Below are 19,453 nucleotides of genomic sequence, written 5' to 3'. Positions count from 1 at the left end.
ATCAGATAACGGGAAATATAGTGAGGATATTCTTAAATACCGGGCGCGTGGGGCGCACCCGGTAAAGCCAGGGCTTAGCCGCGGGTGGCGGCTTTCATCTCACTGACGAACTTGCCCAGCTTGGCAAGCATCTCTGCCGGCTGTTGCTGATGCTGTTCAATGATTTTCACGATGGCGGAGCCGGAAATCGCCCCGGCGGCGCCGGCCTGCAACGCGTCACGCACCTGAGACGGCTCCGAAATACCAAAACCTTGCAGCGCAGGTGCGGCATGGTATTCACGCAGCGTATTGATCAGGTGGTTCAGCGGCTGCTGGGCGCGGCTTTCGGTGCCGGTAACCCCGGCGCGGGACAGCAGATAGGTGTAACCGCGGCCGTGCGACGAAATCTCCCGCAGCAGATCGTCATTGGCGTTCGGCGGGCAAATAAAGATCGGCGCAATATCGTGACGCAGCGCGGCGGCGCGGAACGGCGCGGACTCTTCAAACGGCACGTCGGCCACCAGCACCGAATCCACGCCGACGTCGGCGCAACGCTGATAGAAATTATCAATGCCCTTATGGAACACCAGATTGGCGTACATCAGCAGGCCGATAGGGATATCGGGATGCTTCTGGCGGATGGCCGCCAGCATCTCAAAGCACTGGCTTGGCGTCACGCCGGCAGCAAAGGCGCGCAGCGTGGCGTTCTGAATCGTCGGGCCGTCAGCCAGCGGATCGGAGAAGGGGATGCCCAGCTCCAGCGCATCCGCGCCATTTTCAATCAGCGTATCGATAATCTGCAGCGACAGCGTCGGGTTGGGGTCGCCCAGCGTGACAAACGGCACGAAGGCGCCTTCCTGCCGGCTCGCCAGGCGTTTGAACAGTTGCTGATAACGTTCCATCACATTTCTCCCCGTGCTTTCAGAATATCGTGAACGGTAAATATGTCTTTATCTCCGCGGCCGGACAGGTTCACCACCAGAATTTGCTCTTTCTGCGGCGTTTCACGGATCATTTTCAAGGCGTGCGCCAACGCGTGGGAGGACTCCAGCGCCGGAATGATGCCTTCGTGGCGCGAGAGCGCCTTAAAGGCCTCCAGCGCTTCGTCATCGGTGACGGAGACATAGTCCGCCCGGCCGATGCTGTTCAGATGGGCGTGCTGCGGCCCGACGGACGGGAAGTCCAGCCCGGCGGAGATCGAATAGGACTCTTCGATCTGGCCTTCCGCGGTCTGCATCATCGGCGACTTCATGCCAAAGTAGATGCCGACGTGGCCGTGTTTCAGCGGTGCGCCGTGCTGGCCGGTTTCGATACCCAGCCCGGCAGGCTCGACACCGATCAGTTTGACGCTGGTTTCATCGATAAAATCAGCGAACATGCCGATGGCGTTGGAGCCGCCGCCGACGCAGGCCAATACCGCATCCGGCAGGCGACCTTCGCGCTCCTGCACCTGGGCCTTGGTTTCTTCGCCGATCATGCGCTGGAATTCGCGGACGATGGTCGGGTAGGGATGCGGGCCGGCGGCGGTGCCTAACATATAGTGCGCCTTATCATAGCTGGCGGACCAGTCGCGCAGCGCTTCGTTGCAGGCGTCTTTCAGCGTGGCGGAGCCGCTGTGCACCGGGATCACCTCGGCGCCCATCAGCCGCATGCGGAAGACGTTCGGCGACTGGCGCTCAACGTCTTTGGCGCCCATATAAACCCGGCACTTCAGCCCCAGCAGCGCGCTGGCCAGCGCCGACGCCACGCCGTGCTGGCCGGCGCCGGTTTCGGCGATAATTTCGGTCTTGCCCATGCGTTTCGCCAGTAGCGCCTGTCCCAGCACCTGGTTGGTTTTGTGGGCGCCGCCGTGCAGCAGGTCTTCACGTTTCAGATACAGCTTGGTGTTAGTGCCGGCGGTCAGGTTTTTACACAGCGTCAGTGCGGTAGGGCGCCCGGCGTAGTTTTTCAGCAGGTCGATAAATTCGGCCTGAAACTCTGGATCGCGCTGGGCGCTGACAAAGGCTTCTTCCAGTTGGATCAAAGCCGGCATCAGAATTTGCGGCACGTACATTCCGCCAAATTCACCAAAGTAAGGGTTAAGCAGCGTCATGGGGTTTCCCGTCCTATGCGTTAATTCGTTAAAAATGTCTGCCGTTCAATATGCGCGCAGAGTCTGGAAGACGGCGCTCAGGCGCTGTGCGTCTTTGATGCCGGGTTCGCTCTCTACCCCGGAATTGAAATCCAGACCGGCGCAGCCGAGCTGTGCGGCTTCGATACAGTTGTCGGCGCTCAGGCCGCCGGCCAGCAGCACGTTATCCAGCGTTTCGCCGTGCAGTACGCTCCAGTCGAAGCGCTGGCCGGTGCCGCCGGCGCCGTTATCCAGCAGATAACGGTCAACATGCTGCAGATTACGCGCCGGCACCTGCGTTTTGACGCTCAGCGCTTTCCAGATCTGGCAGCCGGCGGGCAGGCGTGCGCGCAGGGCGCTGATATAGTCCTGATCTTCGGCGCCGTGCAGCTGTACGGCGCGCAGGCCCAGGCGTTCAACGGTCTGCGCCACGGTGTCGACCTGCGCGTCGCAGAATACGCCGACGTATTTCAGCGGCGCGCCGGCGATCACTTCGCGCGCGCGGCTGATGTCCACATAGCGCGGTGAGCGGCCGACAAAAATCAGCCCGCCATAGTTGGCGCCGGCCTGATAGGCCGCCGCGGCGTCCTGCGGGCGGGTCAGGCCGCAGACTTTATTGTCGCCGAGGATCACGCGGCGCACCGCCGTGTGCAGATCCGGCTCAGACATCAGCGCGCTGCCGATCAGAAAACCGTTGGCGAAGCGGCTGAGTTCGCGGATCTGGCCGTAGTTATTGATGCCGGACTCGCTGATCACCGTGACGCCGTGCGGCACCTGCGGCGCCAGCGTGCGGGTGCGGTTCAGGTCGATGCTCAAATCGCGCAGATCGCGGTTGTTGATGCCGACCACCTTGGCGCCGAGCGTAATCGCCCGCTGCAGCTCTTCCTCGCTGATCACTTCGGTCAGCACGCCCATCTCCAGGCTGTGCGCGACGGCCGCCAGCTGGCGGTACTGCTCGTCGCTGAGCACCGACAGCATCAGCAAGATGGCGTCGGCCTGATAGTGGCGCGCCAGGTAAATCTGGTACGGGTCGATGATAAAGTCTTTGCACAATACCGGCTGGCTGACGACGCCGCTGACCAGCGGCAGGAAGTCAAAGCTGCCCTGGAAGTACTTTTCATCGGTCAGTACGGAAATGGCCGAGGCGTACTCTTTATAGACGCCGGCGATCTCCGCCGGATTAAAATCTTCCCGAATCAGCCCCTTGGAGGGCGAGGCTTTCTTGCATTCGAGAATAAACGCCGTTCTGGCGCCTTGCAGCGCATGATAAAAACTGCGTTTGCTGGGCGTCAGCTGGTGCTGAAAGCTGGCCAGCGGCTGCTGTTGCTGTCGTGCTGCGACCCAGTGCGCCTTATCACGAACAATCTTGTTGAGCACGGTTTCCTGCATCATTTATCCTCTTGCTGCCAGCGCGGTCACGCGCTCATAGGCTTGGCCGCTGTCAATCATCGCTAATGCCTGCTGCGCGTTTTGGCGCAGATCTTCCTGTCCGAACAATTTCAGCAGTAACGCGACGTTAGCCGCTACTGCTGCGGCGTGAGCAGGCTCGCCTTTACCTTGTAACAACCGCGCCAGAATGTCACGGTTTTCTTCCGGCGTACCGCCCAGCAAGGCCTCCAGCGGGTAGCTCGGCAGGCCGAACGACGCCGGCGTCAGGGTATAGGTGGTGATGTCGCCGTTATTCAGTTCCGCCACCTGCGTGCTGGTGTGGATCGCCACTTCGTCCATGCCGCCGCCGTGCACCACGGCGGCGCGCTGATAGCCCAGCACCCGCAGCGTTTCAGCGATCGGCAGCACCAGCTCGGGGCTGTAAACGCCGATCAGCGCCAGCGGCGGCCGCGCCGGGTTAATCAGCGGCCCCAGCACGTTGAACACCGTGCGGGTTTTCAGCTGCTGACGCACCGGCATCGCGTGGCGGAACCCGGTGTGGTACTGCGGGGCGAACAGAAAACAGACGCCCAAATCATCCAGCGCCTGCCGCGCCTGTTCGGCCGGCAGATCCAGACGGATGCCGAAGGCCGCCAACAGATCGGAAGATCCCGAACGGCTGGAGACGCTGCGGTTGCCGTGTTTGGCCACCCGGGCGCCGCACGCCGCCGCGACAAAGGCGCTGGCGGTGGAGATATTGATGCTGTTGGTGCCGTCGCCGCCGGTGCCGACGATATCGGCAAACGGGTAATCCGGGCGTGGGAACGGCTCGGCATCCGCCAGCAGCGCCTTGGCCGCGCCGGCAATTTCCGCCGGCTGCTCGCCGCGCACCTTCATGCTGATTAACGCGGCGGCCAGCTGGCTGGCTTCCAGTTCGCCGCGCACGATGGCGCTGAACAACTGCTGACTTTCCTGCTGGTTCAGCGACTCGGCGCGGTACAGTTTTTCAAGAATAGGCTGCATTATTCTGCCCCCCTCGGCGGCTGCGCCAACGCCCAGGTCAGCGTTTGTTCCAGCAGGCGTGCGCCGTCGGTAGTTAAGATCGATTCCGGGTGAAACTGGAAGCCGCAGACGCGATCGGCGTCGTGCCGCACCGCCATCACCATATCGCCAAAGCGGGCGTTGACCGTCAGGGCGGCGGGGATATTGCTGCCCACCAGCGAATGGTAGCGCGCGACCGGCAGCGGGTTCGCCATACCGGCAAACATCGCGTCATCGTCGTGGCGAATGGCCGAGGCTTTGCCGTGCAGGATCTCGCCGGCCTGACCGACGTGGCCGCCGTAGGTCTCCACGATCGCCTGATGCCCCAGACAGATACCGATAATCGGCAGCCGGCCGCGCAGGCGCTGCAGCAGTTCCGGCATACAGCCGGCGTCGGCCGGCGCGCCAGGCCCCGGCGACAGCATCAGCACCGGCTGTTCCAGCTGGTTCAGCCGGTCGATGATTACCTCGGCGGCGATCTGGTTGCGGTAAATCACCACCTGATGACCGCTGGCGCGCAGCTGGTCCACCAGGTTGTAGGTAAATGAGTCGACGTTGTCGAGCAGTAAGATATCGGCCATCAGAACACCTCCTTGGCATGATGCGCGGTGGCGATGGCGCGCAGCACGGCACGTGCTTTGTTGCGGGTTTCGTCGGCTTCCGCCTGCGGAACGGAATCAAGCACCACGCCGGCGCCGGCCTGCACGGTGGCGATGCCGTCCTCCACATAGGCGGAACGAATGACGATGCAGGTATCCAGATCGCCGGTGGCGGTAAAGTAGCCCACCGCGCCGCCGTAGCTGCCGCGGCGGCTGCCTTCACTGTCGGCAATCAGCTGCATGGCGCGCACCTTCGGCGCACCGCTCAGCGTGCCCATATTCATGCAGGCCTGATAGGCGTGCAGCACGTCCAGATCCTGACGCAGCGTACCCACCACCCGTGACACCAGGTGCATCACGAAGGAGTAGCGGTCCACTTTGGTCAGGTCTGCCACGTAGCGGCTGCCGGCCTGGCAGATGCGCGCCAGATCGTTGCGCGCCAGATCGACCAGCATCAGGTGCTCCGCCAGCTCTTTATGGTCGGTGCGCATCTCCAGTTCAATGCGGCTGTCGAGATCCCGATCCAGCGAGCCGTCTTTTCTGCGGCCGCGCGGGCGGGTGCCGGCAATCGGGTAAATTTCAATCTGCCGGTTGCTCGCGTCATATTTCAGCGCGCTTTCCGGCGAGGCGCCGAACAGCGTGAAGTCGTTGTCCTGCATATAGAACATATACGGGCTGGGGTTGTTGTCCTTCAGCGTCTGGTAGGCGGCGAGCGGCATCGGGCAAGGCAGAGAGAAGCGGCGCGACGGCACCACCTGGAAAATCTCCCCGTGGCGGATCGCCTGCTGCATCTCGCTGACCACCGCGCCGTACTGCTCATCGCTCTGGTTGCAGCTCAGCTGCATCGTTTCCAGCGTCTGATGCGGGATCGGCTGCGGCGTTTGCTGCAGCTGCTGTTGTACCTGTTGCAGACGCTGTTGCAGACGCAGCTGCTCGGCATCGTCGCCGGTGAATACGCTGGCCTGCAGGCGGGCGACGCTGTGCTGGTGATCCAGCACCAGCAGCGTTTCCGCCAGATAGAAGCAGAAGTCCGGGCAGCGCTGGTCCTGGCGCAGCTGCGGCAGATCTTCAAAACCGGCCACCAGGTCGTAGGCGAACAGGCCGCCCAGCAGCATCGCCTCGCGTTCGTCGGCCGGAGAGTCGACCAGCTTGAGCAGCGTGCGCAGCGCGTCGAATACTGACAGCGAGCGCAGACGCGCGTCTTCATCCTGCACCGCATCAATCGGCGGGAAAGTCAGTTCACGGCCGTAAGGGCGCACCGCAATCTGCACTTCGTCCGGCAGCGCCTCATCCAGCAGCGGCAGCAGCGCGGCGCCGTTGGCGGTCAGCGCCTGCAGGCTGACCTGGCGCCCCAGCGCGGTAATGCGCAGCGCGCTGTCGATCACCAGCAGGCTCTGCAGATCCTGTTTGCTTTCAATTTCCGCCGACTCCAGCAGCAGCGTGGCCGGCCGGGCGCCGCACAGCTGGTGGAACAGGGTGGTGGGGTCGCCCCGGTAGCTGGCCTGCGCCTTAAGTAATGTCAGTTGTGGTTTGCTCATTGACTGTACTTCCCGTTAAATCTTGTCCAAAAAAAAGCCCGCATAACGGCGGGCCTGGAGAATCTGCATTGTCGGATGACAGGTATGCGTGATTACACCGCCCGCGAAAGGGAGGTACGCCACCAACGAAGAAGAGAGAGCTGCGGTTTGTTCATTGTCGTATTCTCGCTAATTATCATCCAACACGGGGATTGCCGTGAACTTGTGTACTAGTTAACTGGTTCGTGGTGGCGATGTCAACCCCTTTTAACGGGGAATGTTTTTATCCGTGTGGTGAATTGTTTTCAGCCAACCGCACCGCCGGGGCCGGAGAATAGATTTCCGTCCGGGTGGCATTAGCGGTTATGATAAAAAGCTAAGCCATTGCAGGATATTTCTTTTGACTGACAGCACATCGCCATCCTCCGCCTTTACTCTGTACGATCTTCATAGCCATACCACCGCCTCAGACGGTTCCTGTACGCCAGCGCAGCTGGTGCAGCGGGCGGCGGAGATGCGCGTCGGGGTACTGGCGATTACCGACCACGACACCACCGACGGGCTGGCGGCGGCTGCGGCGGCCATTGCGCAGCATGCGCTGCCGCTGCAGCTGGTCAACGGCGTGGAGATCTCCACCCTGTGGGAAAATCACGAGATCCATATCGTCGGTCTGGGCATCGATCCGGCGCATCCGGCGATGGTGCAGCTGTTGGCTGAGCAGATTGCACGGCGCCAGCAGCGCGCGCAGGAGATCGGCGTACGTCTGGCCAAGGCGCGTATTGACGGCGCCTTCGAAGGCGCGCAGCGGCTGGCCGACGGCGGGGCGGTGACGCGCGGACACTTTGCCCGCTATCTGGTGGAGGTCGGCGCCGCTGACAATATCGGCCAGGTGTTTAAAAAATATCTGGCCAAGGGGAAAACCGGCTACGTTCCGCCACGGTGGTGTACAATAGAACAAGCTATTGATGTGATTCATCAATCCGGCGGACAGGCGGTGGTCGCCCACCCCGGCCGTTATGATTTAACGGCGAAATGGCTAAAACGCCTGCTGGCGTATTTTGCCGAGCACGGTGGGGATGCGATGGAGGTCGCACAGTGTCAGCAGGCGCCGAACGAACGCACGCAGCTGGCGCAGTACGCCCGGGATTTTCAGCTGTTGGCGTCGCAGGGCTCGGATTTTCACCAGCCCTGCTCGTGGATTGAACTGGGGCGCAAGCTGTGGTTGCCCGCCGGCGTTGAGCCGGTGTGGCGCGACTGGCCGCCGGCGCGGCAATGATTGGTTAGCCTGACGCATCAGGCATGAGTGCGGGCGGCGGCGTCCGCGTTGCAGTACCTTTAGGAGTAACAGATGAGCCAGCTTTTTTATATTCACCCGGACAACCCGCAACCGCGTTTAATTAATCAGGCGGTTGATGTGCTGCGTAAGGGCGGGGTTATCGTCTACCCGACCGATTCCGGCTATGCGCTGGGCTGCCGACTGGAAGAGAAATCGGCCATGGAGCGTATCTGCCGCATCCGCCAACTTGACGGGCACCATAACTTTACGCTGATGTGCCGCGATCTGTCGGAGCTGTCGACCTATGCCTATGTCGATAACACGGCATTCCGCCTGATCAAGAATAATACGCCGGGCCATTACACGTTTATCCTCAAGGCGACCAAGGAAGTGCCGCGCCGTCTGATGAACGACAAGCGTAAAACCATCGGCCTGCGCGTGCCGTCCAATCCGATCGCCCTGGCGCTGCTGGAAGCGCTCAATGAGCCGATGATGTCGACCACGCTGATGCTGCCGGGCAATGACTTTGCCGAATCCGATCCGGAAGAGATTAGCGATCACCTGGGCAAGCAGGTCGATCTGGTGATTCACGGCGGCTTCCTGGGACAGCAGCCAACCACGGTGGTTGACCTGACCGAAGACGCGCCGGAAGTGGTGCGCGAAGGCGCCGGCGACCCGGCTCCGTTCCGCTGATAACTCTATAGAAATTCTGAAAATTGGGTTTCATGCCCGCAAATGTGGCGAAAACCGCTATCCTACGATCACAAAATAAGTAATGGCAGGACGCGTAACAATGATAAAACAGACTTTGCTGGTCGCTTCCTTACTGGTTTCGGCGGCGGCGAACGCCGGTTTTTATTCTGGCAGCGCGCTGCTGGCGGAAAGTGATGGCTATGTGAAGAATAAAAACGGCGTAGCCACCGTTGCCGAGGCGTTGAACGGCGGCATGTTTATGGGCTATGTCGCCGGGGTGTTCGACACCTACTCGATGCAGGGCAACCGTAATATCTGTCCGGATGCCGGCATGAGCGTCGGCACCGCGTCCGATGCGGTAATGCAATACCTGAATGACCACCCTGAACAGCTGCACTACTCGGCGCCGTCGGTGATTATGCTGGCGCTGGCCGCCGCTTATCCTTGCGAACGCCACTAAGTCATCAGGGCCGGCGCGCGCCGGCCCTGATTTTCCCCGCGATGTATTGCGACTCCCCGCCTTTGTCACCTCAGCAGGCCGATACCATCGGTGCTGGCGGCGCTTATCGGCTTCTCTCCAACGCTTTTTCGTTCACTGCAGAACGTTCGCCGCCGCCGGCAGACTGAAAGCGACCAACAGGCCGTCAGTATTGAACGAAAAACGAACACTCTTTTTAGAATCATTAATTCTAAAATTTGTGTAGAATGTGCGGCCACGTTGCATTGAGCGTGGCGGTTTGCGTGGCGCCGAGTTTGCCATGCTGCGCGCCAAAAATGTGCAAGATTATAGGGTTATGGCATTAATTGCCGTAACTGACTGAACGTAAAGTATACGCAGACGCCTGTGAAGGCGACGCAAGAGGTTGCTCCATGAGCGAAAAATTACAGAAAGTTTTAGCGCGCGCCGGCCACGGTTCGCGTCGTGAAATTGAAGGCATGATTGAAGCCGGGCGCGTCAGCGTCGACGGTAAAGTGGCGACGCTGGGCGATCGCGTGGAAGTAAACCCGGCGATGAAAATTCGTATCGACGGCCATGTGGTCTCGGTAAAAGAGTCTGAAGAGGCGGTGTGCCGCGTGCTGGCGTATTACAAGCCGGAAGGCGAGCTGTGCACCCGCAGCGATCCGGAAGGGCGCCCGACGGTGTTCGACCGTTTGCCGAAGCTGCGTGGTTCGCGCTGGGTGGCCGTAGGCCGTCTGGACGTCAATACCTCAGGGCTGCTGCTGTTCACCACCGACGGTGAACTGGCCAACCGTCTGATGCACCCGAGCCGGGAAGTGGAGCGTGAGTATGCGGTGCGCGTCTTCGGCCAGATTGATGACGAAAAGGTAAAACAGCTGAGCCGCGGCGTACAGCTGGAAGATGGCCCGGCGGCGTTCCGCACCATCAAATTCCAGGGCGGGGAAGGGTTGAACCAGTGGTACAACGTGACGTTGACCGAAGGGCGCAACCGCGAAGTGCGTCGCCTGTGGGAAGCGGTTGGCGTACAGGTCAGCCGTTTGATCCGCGTGCGTTATGGCGATATCGACCTGCCGAAAGGCCTGCCGCGCGGCGGCTGGACCGAACTGGACCTTCCGTCGATCAACTACCTGCGCGAGCTGGTGGAACTGAAGCCGGAAACGGTCAGCAAGCTGCCGGTCGAGCGTGAGCGCCGCCGCGTGAAGGCGAACCAGATCCGCCGTGCGGTGAAGCGCCACAGCCAGGTGTCCCCGGGGCGTCGCGGCAACGGCGGCGGCAGCAAGCCGGGCGCCAAATCCGCCGCCAAACCGGCGCGTAAACGCAGCTGATCCGCTGTCCGCGTAGCCGCCGATTGACGGCTACGCGGATGATTACCAGTCGATGCCCTGTTGGGCCTTAATGCCGGCGTCAAACGCATGTTTGACCGGGCGCATCTCCGTCACCGTATCCGCCAGCTCCAGCAAATCGCGATGGCAGCCGCGGCCGGTCACGATCACCGTCTGATGGGCGGGACGCTGCGCCAGCGCCGTCATCACCTCTTCCAGCTCCAGATAGCCGTACGCGACCATATAGGTCAGCTCATCCAGCAGCACCACGTCCAGCGACGCATCGGCCAGCATACGTTTACCGTGCTGCCAGACCGCCTGACAGGCCGCCGTATCACTCTCTTTGTTTTGCGTCTCCCAGGTAAAGCCGGTGGCCATCACCTGAAATTCCACGCCGTGCTGCTGCAGCAGGTTCTTTTCACCGTTGGGCCATTCGCCCTTGATAAACTGGATCACGCCGGCCTGCATGCCGTGGCCCACGGCGCGGGTGACCGTGCCGAAGGCCGCGGTGGTCTTCCCTTTGCCGTTGCCGGTGAAGACCAGCAGTAAACCCCGGCTATCCTGCGCGGCGGCAATACGCGCGTCGACCTGCTCTTTTAACCGCTGCTGACGTTGCTGGTGACGATCTTCAGCCATCGGGCATGCTCCTATTCGGCGGCGCCGGGTTTACGGTTGGGCTGGGCGTCAAAGCTCATGCCGGTTTTCCGACGGCTGTCATCGCCCATCAGATACAGGTACAGCGGCATAATATCCGCCGGCGTTTTCAGCTTGTTCTTGTCTTCATGCGGGAAGGCGGAGGCGCGCATACTGGTGCGCGTTCCGCCCGGATTGATGCAGTTTACCCGCAGATGGCGACTTTTATACTCTTCCGCCAGCACCTGCATCATGCCCTCGGTGGCGAACTTGGAGACCGCATAGGCGCCCCAGCTGGCGCGGCCCATGCGGCCGACGCTGGAGGTGGTGAAGATCAGCGAGCCGGCCGGGGACTTCAACAGCAGCGGCAGCAGCGCCTGGGTCAGCATAAAGGTGGCGTTAACGTTCACCTGCATGACGTCATGCCACATCGCCATATCGATCTCGGCCATCGGCACGATGTCGCCCAGCAGGCCGGCGTTGTGCAATACGCCGTCCAGCCGCGGCAGTTTATCCGCCAGATCGGCGGCGACTTGGCGGCACTGCTCCTGCGTGGCGTGCAGCAGATCCAGCGTGACGGTCAGCGCCGGCGCGCCGCCCTGCGCGGCGATTTCGTCGCGGACCGCCAGCAGTTTGCTTTCGGTGCGGCCCAGCAGCACCAGCTGGGCGCCAAAGCGTGCGTAGGTGAGCGCGGCTTCACGGCCGATGCCGTCGCCTGCGCCGGTGACCAGAATGATGCGTTGATCCAGCAGATCGTGTTTAGGGTTGTAGTGCACAATAATTCCTCGCGCCGTGACGGGCAATTTCCACCGTTTCGGGGAAATGCAGTGGGTGTGGGAGGCCGGCGGCGGGCGTGTCGGCCCGGCTGTCGCGCTGGCCCCGCAGCGAATGCGATGATCACATTGATAAATAATGCGTGTTATATGCCTGAAACGGATCGTATTTTCAATGATAAGCCGGGCGAAACGGCATTCTTTTGTAACAAAAACGGAACAATCTCAGCGCGGCGGCGCTCGTTGTCGCCCGTTTGTGCGCAGCGTATTCCAGGAATGGTGATTTGCCGCGACAGCCGGGGGGACAGTTGGCTAGAATGAACGACAGACGACTAACAACCTGTTATCAAGGCGGAATCTGTGGAGTTTATATCTGTTTACGGCCTGTTTTTGGCCAAGGTCGCAACGGTGGTCATCGCTATTGGCGCGCTGGCGCTGCTGGCGGTGAGCCTGGGGCAGCGCAAGAGCCAGCAAAAAGGGGAGCTGCGGCTGACCGATCTCGGCGAACAGTATCGCGATATGCAGCGCGATATGCGTCTGGCGCGCATGGACGCGGCAGAGCAAAAAATCTGGAACAAGCAGTTTAAAAAACAGACCAAGGCCGACGATAAGCTCAAAAAGCAGCGGGCGAAGGCGGGCGCGGTGGAAGCCGGCAAGCCGTGCCTCTACGTGCTGGATTTCAAGGGCAGCATGGATGCGCATGAGGTCTCCTCGCTGCGCGAAGAGGTTTCCGCTGTGCTGGCGGTGGCGACGGCGCAGGACGAAGTGTTGTTGCGTCTGGAAAGCCCCGGCGGCGTGGTGCATGGCTACGGCCTGGCCGCTTCGCAGCTGGAGCGCCTGCGCAACGGCGGCATCCGCCTGACGGTAGCGGTGGATAAGGTCGCCGCCAGCGGCGGTTATATGATGGCCTGCGTGGCGGATCGCATTGTGGCGGCGCCGTTCGCTATTATCGGTTCCATCGGCGTGGTGGCGCAGATCCCCAACTTCCATCGCCTGCTGAAAAAGAACAACGTGGACGTCGAGCTGCACACCGCCGGCCAGTTCAAGCGTACGCTGACGTTGTTTGGCGAAAACACCGACGAAGGGCGCGAGAAGTTCCGCGAGGAACTGAATGAAACCCATCTGCTGTTCAAGCAGTTCGTCCATCAACAGCGTCCTTCGCTGGATATCGACAGCGTGGCGACCGGTGAACACTGGCTGGGCACGCAGGCGCGGGAGAAGGGCCTGGTTGACGCGGTAGGCACCAGCGACGACCTGCTGATTGCCGAAATGGAAACCCATGAGGTGATCGGGGTGCGCTATACCCGCCATAAACGGCTGATCGATCGCTTTACCGGCAGCGCGGCGGAAAGCGCCGATCGCCTGCTGCTGCGCTGGTGGCAGCGCGGGGAAAAACCGCTGCTGTAAACAGAACGCTGACGCGGGGGCTTTGGCCCCCGCTTTTTTATCTGCGGCTCAGTCGATCAGGTGGTATTTTTCCGAAAGTCGGTGGGCAAGATGTTTAAACATATTAAACACCGCCGTGGTTTTTGCCGTAGGCAAACCGTCCGGGTCTAAAAAGTATTCGCCGCGAAATACCAGCACGCCGTTTTTTTGTTCGACATCGGTAGCGATCATGCCGTGAAGATAATCTTCATGCTGGCGGATGATGTTATTTGCTTCTTCGAGTAACGCTTTACGGTTAATCGGTAACGTCGTGTTGTTCATTTATTGCACTCCGAATAACTTTACTGCGCATATACTAGCGCCGCTTTCCGTTTATCCGCAAATAAACTAAGGTTTAGCTGCCGTCTGGACGGCTGGCAGGCTGTGGAAGTTGGCGAAAAAGCGTTTTCCGTGCTAATTAGGTTGCGTGGCGCTTTTTATCAGGTACAGTGTGGGATTTTGCGGCCTCGGGTGGAAATTTTTGTTTACGCCAACGGCACGCCATAGACGGCCATACCTCTGGAGCATGGCTGAAAGGCGGGGGCGATCAGCAACTTGCGGTCAGGTTGAGCAGTTAAGCAGCCAACGGCAAAAAACAGGTTGATCTCCGGCCAGACTGCCGCAATATAAAAAAGAGATGTGAATTGCCGCGGCACGGCGAGATAAAAGACTTCTTTTCGGAAGAAATAAATTAGGTAAAGGTAAATATGGGTAAAGCTCTTGTAATAGTTGAGTCCCCGGCAAAAGCCAAAACTATTAATAAATATTTGGGTAATGACTACGTGGTGAAGTCCAGCGTCGGTCATATCCGTGATTTGCCGACCAGTGGCTCAGCCAGCAAAAAGAGCGCGGACTCAAGCGAAGATAAAACCAAAGCCAAGAAAAAAGTTAAAAAAGATGCAACGACGGCGCTGGTCAACCGCATGGGCGTCGACCCTTACCACGGCTGGAAAGCGCAGTATGAAATACTGCCGGGTAAAGAAAAAGTTGTCGCAGAGTTAAAATCGTTAGCGGAAAACGCCGACCATATTTATCTCGCAACCGACTTGGACCGCGAAGGGGAAGCCATTGCCTGGCACCTGCGGGAAGTGATCGGCGGCGACGACCAGCGTTTTAGCCGCGTGGTGTTTAACGAAATCACCAAAAACGCCATCCAGCAGGCGTTCAGCGAGCCGGGCGAACTGAATATCGACCGGGTTAACGCCCAGCAGGCGCGCCGCTTTATGGACCGCGTCGTGGGCTATATGGTATCGCCGCTGCTGTGGAAGAAAATTGCTCGCGGCCTGTCCGCCGGCCGCGTACAGTCGGTGGCCGTCCGTCTGGTGGTGGAGCGCGAGCGCGATATTAAAGCCTTCGTGCCGGAAGAGTATTGGGAACTGCGCGCCGACCTGCTGGCGCAGGGTGAAACCGCGCTGCAGATGGAAGTAACCCATGCGCACGGCAAACCGTTCAAGCCGGTCAACCGCGAGCAGACCCACGCGGCGGTGGCGCTGCTGGAGAAAGCGCGCTACACGGTGCAGGATCGTGAAGACAAGCCGACCAGCAGCAAGCCGGGCGCGCCGTTTATCACCTCCACGCTGCAACAGGCGGCCAGTACGCGTCTGGGCTTCGGCGTGAAGAAAACCATGATGATGGCGCAGCGTCTGTATGAAGCGGGCCACATTACCTATATGCGTACCGACTCCACCAACCTGAGCCAGGACGCGCTCAATATGGTGCGTGGCTATATCGGCGACAGCTTCGGCGAGAAATACCTGCCGAAAGCGCCGAATCAGTACAGCAGCAAAGAGAACTCTCAGGAAGCGCACGAGGCGATTCGTCCTTCAGACGTGAATGTGGTGGCCGAACAGCTGAAAGATATGGAAGCGGATGCGCAGAAACTGTATCAGCTGATCTGGCGCCAGTTTGTCGCCTGCCAGATGACGCCGGCGAAGTACGATTCCACCACGCTGACGGTGAAAGCCGGCGACTACCAGCTGCGCGCCAAAGGCCGCACCCTGCGTTTCGACGGCTGGACCAAAGTGATGCCGGCGCTGCGCAAGGGTGATGAAGATCGCACTCTGCCGTTTGTAGAAATCGGCAGCGATTTGGATCTGCAGCAGCTGCTGCCGAGCCAGCACTTTACCAAGCCGCCGGCGCGTTACAGCGAAGCATCGCTGGTTAAAGAGTTGGAAAAACGCGGCATCGGCCGTCCTTCCACCTATGCGTCGATCATCTCCACCATTCAGGACCGCGGCTACGTGCGGGTGGAAAACCGCCGTTTCTACGCGGAAAAAATGGGTGAGATCGTGACCGACCGGCTGGAAGAGAACTTCCGCGAGCTGATGAACTACGATTTTACCGCCCGTATGGAAGATGGCCTCGATCAGGTGGCGAACAACCACGCGGAGTGGAAAGCGGTACTGGACGAATTCTTTGCCGAGTTCAGCGAACAGCTGGAGACGGCGGAAAAAGATCCTGAAGAGGGCGGCATGCGCCCGAACCAGATGGTGCTGACCAGCATCGCCTGTCCGACCTGCGGCCGCCAGATGGGCATCCGCACCGCCAGCACCGGGGTATTCCTCGGCTGTTCCGGCTATGCGCTGCCGCCGAAAGAGCGTTGCAAAACCACCATCAACCTGGTGCCGGAAGCGGAAGTGCTGAACGTACTGGAAGGCGATGATGCGGAAACCAACGCGCTGCGAGCGCGCCGCCGCTGCCAGAAGTGCGGCACCGCGATGGACAGCTACCTGATCGATAACCAGCGCAAACTGCACGTGTGCGGCAACAACCCGGCCTGCGACGGTTATGAGATTGAAGAGGGCGAGTTCCGCCTGAAAGGCTATGACGGTCCGGTGGTGGAGTGTGAGAAGTGCGGCTCCGAGATGCACCTGAAGATGGGGCGCTTCGGCAAATATATGGGCTGCACCAACGAAAACTGCAAGAACACGCGTAAAATCCTGCGCAGCGGTGAAGTTGCGCCGCCGAAGGAAGATCCGGTGCCGTTGCCGGAGCTGCCGTGCGCCAAGTCAGACGCCTATTTCGTCCTGCGTGACGGCGCGGCCGGCGTGTTCCTGGCGGCCAATACTTTCCCTAAATCGCGCGAAACCCGTGCGCCGCTGGTGGAAGAGCTGCAGCGCTTTAAGGACCGTCTGCCGGAGAAACTGCGTTACCTGGCCGATGCGCCGGTCGCCGATCCGGAAGGCAACAAAACGCTGGTGCGCTTTAGCCGCAAGACCAAGCAGCAGTACGTATCTTCGGAGAAAGAGGGCAAGGCCACCGGCTGGACCGCGTTCTTCGTGGACGGCAAATGGGTTGAAACCAAAAAGTAACCGTTGCTGACGGCAGCAATCTTAAAAAACCAGCTCGAGCGGCTGGTTTTTTTATGTCCGCCGGTGGGGAAAAACGCCCATTCCGGCGCGGCATAATCACTGTGACGTGGCGCTGCGCATTGATAGTAATGCGAAATAATCGTTATCATAGTGTGACGTGGATCTATACTTGAAGCTGTAGCGTGATATAGTGGTTATATAAAAATATGTATTTATGATTAAAGCTTATTAACAACGGCGTTTTCTGCAGCATCTGGGTGAACACTGTGTTATGGCTCTCTACCTTTTCAGCATACCGGGAAACACCGATATACCTGAATGCGGCCTGGCCGCAGTGTTTAACCTAGGATGGTATAAGATATGAAATTGCAGCAGCTTCGTTACATTGTGGAAGTGGTGAATCACAACCTGAATGTGTCATCGACAGCGGAAGGACTCTATACCTCTCAGCCCGGCATCAGCAAACAGGTGCGCATGCTGGAGGACGAACTGGGGATCCAAATCTTCGCCCGCAGCGGCAAACACCTGACGCAGGTGACGCCGGCGGGTCAGGAGATTATCCGTATCGCGCGCGAGGTGCTGTCCAAGGTTGAGGCGATTAAAGCGGTAGCCGGTGAGCATACCTATCCGGATAAAGGTTCGCTGTACGTCGCTACGACTCATACGCAGGCGCGCTATGCGCTGCCTAACGTCATCAAAGGCTTTATCGAACGCTACCCGCGCGTCTCGCTGCATATGCACCAGGGCTCGCCGACGCAGATTGCCGAAGCGGTCTCCAAAGGCACCGCCGACTTTGCCATCGCCACCGAGGCGCTGCACCTGTACGACGACCTGATTATGCTGCCGTGCTACCACTGGAACCGCGCGGTGGTTGTGAAGCCCGATCACCCGTTAGCCGGCAAGAGCCACATCACCATTGAAGAGCTGGCCGAATACCCGATCGTGACCTACACCTTCGGGTTTACCGGCCGTTCGGAGCTGGACACCGCCTTTAACCGCGCCGGACTGACGCCGCGCATCGTGTTCACCGCCACCGATGCCGACGTCATCAAAACCTACGTGCGTCTGGGGCTGGGGGTTGGGGTGATCGCCAGCATGGCGGTCGATCCGGTGCAGGATCCGGATCTGGTGACCGTCGACGCCCGCGATGTGTTCACCTACAGCACCACCAAAATCGGCTTCCGCCGCAGCACCTTCCTGCGCAGCTATATGTACGATTTTATCCAGCGCTTTGCGCCGCATCTGACGCGCGACGTGGTGGATACCGCAGTGGCGCTGCGTTCGAATGAAGAGATCGAGGCGATGTTCAAGGACATCAAGCTGCCGGTGAAGTAGGGCGTAAAATTAACGACTTATAGCAGGATCAATACTCCGGTGTTCGCTCGCCTGTTTTGATCCTGTTGATTGAAACAGGCGGTAAAGCCAGGCTTACCGGGAGGGAACATTTATCCTTCCCGTTTTCATATTTCCTCAGAGCGCAGCGCCAAGGCGATATTGATTCACGTTACACGCTAACCCCCCTTCTAAAGTGTCCTCGACTATCATCTATAGAACTGAGTTATGGTCTGATAGCTTTTTACTGACATGGGAGTGGGTCACGCATTCAAAAGTGCCATCGTGGCGATTCACTGTAAATTTACTCTAGACCTAGGTCACATCTTTTTTTGTTTATACCCTTAAAATACTCTGCAGATTTTCCAGTATGTAGGCACTAATAATTGATATAAAAAGCAATATGTTAACCTGAAAGGATATAGGTTATGAGTACAAGACGGGATATACAGGATGGGGCGAAATTTGAACGGCTGACAAGCGGACTTGTTTACACAGAGGTCTTGGGGTGGCTTGATATGGGGCACGCTCGCGGTGAGGATATCATTACCCTGAAACGCCAGTTCTTGACAGGTGAGAATAGCGGAAAAGATTTTTATACCGTGATGTACCGTCAAGATATGCGCGTTGCCAGATTTGGGAGCCGGTTTGGCGTCGGGAAATTTTCACGGTGGCGGATCAAGCGAGGACGTAACAGCAGTGATATTAATCGTATTATGCTGGCGATGATGTTAAACACATCGCTTTTTTTTGAGGCTTTACAAAGCCGACGTGTTTTTTCGTGGTATACAGACAGCGGTTATAGTGGTGAAGATCTCGTTTCTAACCTGTTTGGCTTTTATCGTTATATGATTCCTGGCCGATATGACTATCGAGTCAGGCCTGTGAGTTATGCTGCGGCTGTGTGTCGATGGGATTACTACGGTGCCATTGGTACCTACAAAAATAGTGGTTTTCGGCCGATACTTTTTCCCGACCCAAGAGATCCTTGTGTTAGACATCTACCGTATAAGGTGAATCTTCCACATTTTATGACTTGGATGCGTCCGTGGGATGACTTCACGTCCGGGATTGTCAAAGTTCTTGCAGATAATGGAACAACATTTGAGTTCAAAGGAGCAAGGTAACGGTGAGTACGTTGTTGAAGTGGGGCAGTTTGACGCTGATTAGCGTGCTTCTCCTTGGCGGCGTGTTTATCTACGTCGTTGCAACCGGCATTAATGACGTGACTAAATACACGGAAAGCGATTTTTTCAACTACCGCATCCTGACGGATAAGGAGATCGCGCAAGCGCCACGTATTTCACCAGACTACGTTTTTGTTTCGCAGCCCGGGGATGGGCATGCGCCATCAAATGCCATTATTTTCCAACGTGTCGCTGATGTCGAGCCGCTCAGGGCTTATCTGCAAGGTTTGGGTTACCATCGGGATAAGCGGCGCCTTGGCGCTAATGAAGTTTGGTTACAGCAGGAACGGGATGGCGGCGCGATTTTTTATCTCTCTTTTGATCGAGGTACCGGTGAAGCGGTATTGACCAAAGTGCAGAACGACTAATTCCTGCCGAATCCCTGCGTCACTATTTGCTCGCCGTTGACTCGGTATTTTCCTGTTTC

17 protein-coding genes, 1 pseudogene and 1 other annotated feature are annotated in these 19,453 nt (G+C 58.9%); of the genes and pseudogenes, 9 read left to right on the top strand and 9 right to left on the bottom strand.

Features of this window, described 5'->3' with window-relative positions:
- Positions 1–74: 74 nt before the first annotated feature.
- The 5 genes and pseudogenes from trpA to I6G83_RS19495 form a co-directional block, all read right to left on the bottom strand.
- Positions 75–881 carry a tryptophan synthase subunit alpha gene (gene trpA / locus I6G83_RS19520; RefSeq protein ID WP_054306612.1) on the bottom strand — a complete coding sequence of 269 codons (807 nt, stop codon included), beginning with the start codon at positions 879–881 and terminating at the stop codon, positions 75–77.
- Positions 881–2,071, bottom strand: a complete 1,191-nt coding sequence (gene trpB / locus I6G83_RS19515; protein WP_015672525.1) for a tryptophan synthase subunit beta — start codon at positions 2,069–2,071, stop codon at positions 881–883. Before trpB ends, trpA begins: the two co-directional genes overlap by 1 nt.
- 45 nt (positions 2,072–2,116) lie before the next feature.
- Positions 2,117–3,478, bottom strand: coding sequence for a bifunctional indole-3-glycerol-phosphate synthase TrpC/phosphoribosylanthranilate isomerase TrpF (gene trpCF / locus I6G83_RS19510; protein ID WP_171020793.1), 1,362 nt, complete (start codon positions 3,476–3,478; stop codon positions 2,117–2,119).
- Positions 3,479–3,481: 3 nt separating this feature from the next.
- Positions 3,482–5,079 (bottom strand): annotated as a pseudogene (trpD, locus tag I6G83_RS23600) (bifunctional anthranilate synthase glutamate amidotransferase component TrpG/anthranilate phosphoribosyltransferase TrpD).
- A complete protein-coding gene (locus tag I6G83_RS19495; protein WP_054307372.1) occupies positions 5,079–6,635 on the bottom strand; it encodes an anthranilate synthase component 1 in 1,557 nt (518 codons plus the stop codon). The pseudogene trpD and the gene I6G83_RS19495 overlap by 1 nt, the downstream one beginning before the upstream one ends.
- A gap of 28 nt (positions 6,636–6,663) precedes the next feature.
- Positions 6,664–6,766: a sequence feature (Trp leader region), on the bottom strand.
- Between the two features lie 248 nt (positions 6,767–7,014).
- Here I6G83_RS19495 and rnm point away from each other — a divergent pair.
- The 4 genes from rnm (at position 7,015) to rluB (ending at position 10,368) form a co-directional block, all read left to right on the top strand.
- Complete coding sequence (gene rnm / locus I6G83_RS19490) at positions 7,015–7,890, top strand: RNase RNM (RefSeq protein ID WP_054307371.1); 876 nt, start codon at positions 7,015–7,017, stop codon at positions 7,888–7,890.
- A 72-nt stretch (positions 7,891–7,962) separates the two neighbouring features.
- A complete protein-coding gene (locus I6G83_RS19485) occupies positions 7,963–8,583 on the top strand; it encodes an L-threonylcarbamoyladenylate synthase (RefSeq protein ID WP_015672519.1) in 621 nt (206 codons plus the stop codon).
- A 100-nt stretch (positions 8,584–8,683) separates the two neighbouring features.
- Entirely contained in the window at positions 8,684–9,043 is a 360-nt protein-coding gene (locus I6G83_RS19480) for a Rap1a/Tai family immunity protein (RefSeq protein WP_015672518.1), read from the top strand.
- Between the two features lie 410 nt (positions 9,044–9,453).
- On the top strand, positions 9,454–10,368 hold the full coding sequence (gene rluB, locus I6G83_RS19475) for a 23S rRNA pseudouridine(2605) synthase RluB (protein ID WP_015672517.1): 915 nt from the start codon (positions 9,454–9,456) through the stop codon (positions 10,366–10,368).
- Between the two features lie 42 nt (positions 10,369–10,410).
- On the opposite strand, the gene cobO is transcribed toward rluB, so the two are convergent.
- Together cobO and I6G83_RS19465 are read right to left on the bottom strand one after the other, a co-directional pair.
- Positions 10,411–11,001 (bottom strand): cob(I)yrinic acid a,c-diamide adenosyltransferase, encoded by a 591-nt coding sequence (gene cobO, locus I6G83_RS19470; protein WP_054307370.1) that lies wholly within the window; start codon positions 10,999–11,001, stop codon positions 10,411–10,413.
- An 11-nt stretch (positions 11,002–11,012) separates the two neighbouring features.
- Positions 11,013–11,774, bottom strand: a complete 762-nt coding sequence (locus I6G83_RS19465; protein WP_054307369.1) for a YciK family oxidoreductase — start codon at positions 11,772–11,774, stop codon at positions 11,013–11,015.
- A 357-nt stretch (positions 11,775–12,131) separates the two neighbouring features.
- Between I6G83_RS19465 and sohB the strand changes: the two genes are divergently transcribed.
- Positions 12,132–13,178, top strand: coding sequence for a protease SohB (sohB, locus tag I6G83_RS19460; RefSeq protein WP_015672514.1), 1,047 nt, complete (start codon positions 12,132–12,134; stop codon positions 13,176–13,178).
- A 48-nt stretch (positions 13,179–13,226) separates the two neighbouring features.
- Here sohB and I6G83_RS19455 read toward each other — a convergent pair whose 3' ends face one another.
- On the bottom strand, positions 13,227–13,478 hold the full coding sequence (locus I6G83_RS19455; protein ID WP_054307368.1) for a YciN family protein: 252 nt from the start codon (positions 13,476–13,478) through the stop codon (positions 13,227–13,229).
- 203 nt (positions 13,479–13,681) lie between these two features.
- The gene (locus tag I6G83_RS19450; RefSeq protein ID WP_162490687.1) at positions 13,682–14,002 is read right to left on the bottom strand and encodes a hypothetical protein; all 321 of its coding nucleotides are present in this window, start codon (positions 14,000–14,002) and stop codon (positions 13,682–13,684) included.
- On the opposite strand from I6G83_RS19450, the gene topA reads away from it, so the two are divergent.
- From topA to I6G83_RS19430, 4 genes are all read left to right on the top strand, one after another.
- Positions 13,904–16,507, top strand: a complete 2,604-nt coding sequence (gene topA / locus I6G83_RS19445) for a type I DNA topoisomerase (RefSeq protein ID WP_015672512.1) — start codon at positions 13,904–13,906, stop codon at positions 16,505–16,507. The genes I6G83_RS19450 and topA overlap by 99 nt on opposite strands.
- Positions 16,508–16,867: 360 nt before the next feature.
- Positions 16,868–17,842: an HTH-type transcriptional regulator CysB gene (cysB, locus tag I6G83_RS19440; protein WP_015672511.1), complete on the top strand. Its 975-nt coding sequence runs from the start codon at positions 16,868–16,870 to the stop codon at positions 17,840–17,842.
- Positions 17,843–18,267: 425 nt separating this feature from the next.
- Entirely contained in the window at positions 18,268–18,966 is a 699-nt protein-coding gene (locus tag I6G83_RS19435) for a hypothetical protein (RefSeq protein WP_015672510.1), read from the top strand.
- A gap of 2 nt (positions 18,967–18,968) precedes the next feature.
- Positions 18,969–19,394: a hypothetical protein gene (locus I6G83_RS19430; protein ID WP_015672509.1), complete on the top strand. Its 426-nt coding sequence runs from the start codon at positions 18,969–18,971 to the stop codon at positions 19,392–19,394.
- Positions 19,395–19,453: the final 59 nt, after the last annotated feature.

This window comes from Serratia rubidaea (assembly GCF_016026735.1).
Taxonomy (GTDB): domain Bacteria; phylum Pseudomonadota; class Gammaproteobacteria; order Enterobacterales; family Enterobacteriaceae; genus Serratia_B; species Serratia_B rubidaea.
The sequence above is the reverse complement of the archived record's forward strand: the minus strand, read 5'-3'. Positions and strand labels throughout refer to the sequence as shown.

What these genes read in the sequence shown, in the direction of transcription:
- trpA (WP_054306612.1), bottom strand. Translation starts at nt 881, where the DNA reads ATGGAACGTTATCAGCAACTGTTCAAACGCCTGGCGAGCCGGCAGGAA.
- trpB (WP_015672525.1), bottom strand. Translation starts at nt 2,071, where the DNA reads ATGACGCTGCTTAACCCTTACTTTGGTGAATTTGGCGGAATGTACGTG.
- trpCF (WP_171020793.1), bottom strand. Translation starts at nt 3,478, where the DNA reads ATGCAGGAAACCGTGCTCAACAAGATTGTTCGTGATAAGGCGCACTGG.
- I6G83_RS19495 (WP_054307372.1), bottom strand. Translation starts at nt 6,635, where the DNA reads ATGAGCAAACCACAACTGACATTACTTAAGGCGCAGGCCAGCTACCGG.
- I6G83_RS19485 (WP_015672519.1), top strand. Translation starts at nt 7,963, where the DNA reads ATGAGCCAGCTTTTTTATATTCACCCGGACAACCCGCAACCGCGTTTA.
- I6G83_RS19480 (WP_015672518.1), top strand. Translation starts at nt 8,684, where the DNA reads ATGATAAAACAGACTTTGCTGGTCGCTTCCTTACTGGTTTCGGCGGCG.
- rluB (WP_015672517.1), top strand. Translation starts at nt 9,454, where the DNA reads ATGAGCGAAAAATTACAGAAAGTTTTAGCGCGCGCCGGCCACGGTTCG.
- cobO (WP_054307370.1), bottom strand. Translation starts at nt 11,001, where the DNA reads ATGGCTGAAGATCGTCACCAGCAACGTCAGCAGCGGTTAAAAGAGCAG.
- I6G83_RS19455 (WP_054307368.1), bottom strand. Translation starts at nt 13,478, where the DNA reads ATGAACAACACGACGTTACCGATTAACCGTAAAGCGTTACTCGAAGAA.
- topA (WP_015672512.1), top strand. Translation starts at nt 13,904, where the DNA reads ATGGGTAAAGCTCTTGTAATAGTTGAGTCCCCGGCAAAAGCCAAAACT.
- I6G83_RS19450 (WP_162490687.1), bottom strand. Translation starts at nt 14,002, where the DNA reads ATGACCGACGCTGGACTTCACCACGTAGTCATTACCCAAATATTTATT.
- cysB (WP_015672511.1), top strand. Translation starts at nt 16,868, where the DNA reads ATGAAATTGCAGCAGCTTCGTTACATTGTGGAAGTGGTGAATCACAAC.
- I6G83_RS19435 (WP_015672510.1), top strand. Translation starts at nt 18,268, where the DNA reads ATGAGTACAAGACGGGATATACAGGATGGGGCGAAATTTGAACGGCTG.